Here is a 612-nt window from a genome sequence, read left to right as displayed (position 1 = left end):
TGTATTTACCGTCACTGCCGATAGTCAGGGTACCCACGCCGCTGAGGGTCGCGGTTTCACCGGCGTTCACCGTCTGACCGTCCACAGTAAACTGCGTCACCGTCAGCGTGTCGCCGTCTTTATCCGTGTCATTGGTCAGCACATTACCGTTCACCGGCGTATTTTCTTTCGCCACCGCCGTGTCATTGTTCGCCACCGGCGGGGTGTTGATCGTGCTGAAGCTCAGCGTCGCCGAGGACGTAGCCTGACCGTCGGTAATAATATAGGTCGCAGACGGGACCTTGCCGGTATAGCCGTCCACCGGGGTAAAGGTGTATTTACCGTCACTGCCGATAGTCAGGGTACCCACGCCGCTGAGGGTCGCGGTTTCACCGGCGTTCACCGTCTGACCATCCACAGTAAACTGCGTCACCGTCAGCGTGTCGCCGTCCTTATCCGTGTCATTGGTCAGCACATTACCGTTCACCGGCGTATTTTCTTTCGCCACCGCCGTGTCATTGTTCGCCACCGGCGGGGTATTGATCGTGCTGAAGCTCAGCGTCGCCGAGGACGTAGCCTGACCGTCGGTAATAATATAGGTCGCAGACGGGACCTTGCCGGTATAGCCGTCCA

Annotated in this window: 1 protein-coding gene; it reads right to left on the bottom strand. The window is 58.3% G+C overall.

Features of this window, described 5'->3' with window-relative positions; translation table 11 throughout:
- Positions 1 to 612 (bottom strand): Ig-like domain-containing protein (locus CG67_RS18350; protein ID WP_038024849.1); only part of this gene is annotated, 612 nt, incomplete at both ends.

The organism is Tatumella sp. UCD-D_suzukii, assembly GCF_000611875.2.
In the GTDB taxonomy this organism is placed as follows: domain Bacteria; phylum Pseudomonadota; class Gammaproteobacteria; order Enterobacterales; family Enterobacteriaceae; genus Tatumella; species Tatumella ptyseos.
The sequence above is the reverse complement of the archived record's forward strand: the minus strand, read 5'-3'. Positions and strand labels throughout refer to the sequence as shown.